Annotated in this window: 1 protein-coding gene and 1 pseudogene; both read left to right on the forward strand. The window is 36.8% G+C overall.

The window, feature by feature from the left end; genetic code table 11:
- Positions 1–659: pseudogene (sucC, locus tag NE054_RS08105) on the forward strand (succinate--CoA ligase subunit beta); the annotation flags it as partial.
- Between the two features lie 68 nt (positions 660–727).
- Positions 728–1,615: a succinate--CoA ligase subunit alpha gene (gene sucD, locus NE054_RS08110; protein ID WP_297890459.1), complete on the forward strand. Its 888-nt coding sequence runs from the start codon at positions 728–730 to the stop codon at positions 1,613–1,615.
- Positions 1,616–1,640: the final 25 nt, after the last annotated feature.

The following is a 1,640-nucleotide window of genomic DNA, read 5'->3' on the forward strand; positions in this document are numbered from 1 at the left end:
AAAATCTTCTAAATAAAGCAGCAAACTTATTTATGACTCTTTATAAAATCTACATTGAACTTGATGCATCAATGGTTGAGATAAATCCATTAGTCCTAACGAAAGATGGAAACCTTGTAATCCTTGATGCCAAAATAGATTTTGATGATAACGGATTATTCAGACATCCGGAAATAATGGAAATGGATGACCCAACTCAAATATCTCCTTTAGAAGTAGAAGCTAAAAAGTTTAACTTAAACTATATAAAACTTGACGGAAACATAGCTTGTATGGTCAACGGAGCAGGACTTGCAATGTCAACGATGGACACTATAAAGTTAGCCGGTGGAGAACCTGCAAACTTTCTCGATGTAGGTGGTTCAGCAAATGCAACTCAGATTGCAAACGCATTTAAAATAATACTCTCGGACCCAAATGTAAAGGCGATTTTTATAAATATATTTGGCGGAATATTAAGATGTGATAGGTTGGCAGAAGGTATCATTACAGCTGCAAAAGAAGTATCAATAAATGTTCCAGTAATAGTTAGAATGGAAGGAACAAACGTAGAACTTGGTAAAAAGATGCTTCAAGAATCCGGATTACCACTGATTACAGCGGATACCATGTGGGAAGGAGCATTAAAAGCGGTAGAAGCAGCAAACAAGGGACAGTAAAAATGGTTGATAATAACCATAAAAAGAGTTCAAAACTGTAATTTAACTTAAAACTAAGGAGGTTGAAGATGAGCGTACTAGTAAATAAAAATACAAAAGTAGTAGTCCAAGGAATAACTGGAAGAGAAGGTTCGTTCCACGCAACACAGTGTAAAGCTTACGGAACACAAGTTGTAGCAGGTGTCACTCCAGGTAAAAAAGGAGAAAATGTAGAAGGAATACCAGTTTTTGATACAGTAAACGAAGCAGTAAAAGAAACAGGTGCAGACTGTTCTTTAATATTTGTTCCACCACCATTTGCAGCGGATGCAATATTGGAAGCGGTAGATGCTGGAATAAAGACCGTTATCTGTATTACAGAAGGAATACCTGTAAACGATATGCTTCCAGTAAAACAGTATATAAAAAAATACTATCCAGATACAGTATTGATAGGACCCAACTGTCCTGGAGTAATAACACCAGAAGAAGCAAAAATAGGTATTATGCCAGGACACATATTTAAAAAAGGAAACGTAGGAATAGTTTCAAGAAGTGGTACTTTAACTTACGAAGCAGCATATCAACTTACAACAAGAGGAATAGGACAATCTACAGCCGTAGGAATAGGTGGAGACCCAATACCAGGAACAGTGTTTGCAGACGTTTTAAAATGGTTCCAAGATGACCCAGAAACACAGGCAATAGTTATGATTGGTGAAATAGGAGGAACAGCAGAAGAAGAAGCAGCGGAGTTTATAAAAGCATACGTTAAAAAACCAGTTGTAGCGTACATTGCAGGTGTTACAGCACCACCTGGAAAAAGAATGGGACACGCAGGAGCTATAATAGCAGGAGGAAAAGGAACAGCCGCAGAGAAGTACAAAGCGTTAGAATCTGCCGGAGCAATTACAGTTAAAAACCCTTCTATAATAGGTGAAACAGTTGAAAAAGTTTTAAAAGGTAAATCATTGTGAATAATATCATAGAAATATCTTATAA

This window comes from Sulfurihydrogenibium sp., assembly GCF_027448985.1.
Taxonomy (GTDB): domain Bacteria; phylum Aquificota; class Aquificia; order Aquificales; family Hydrogenothermaceae; genus Sulfurihydrogenibium.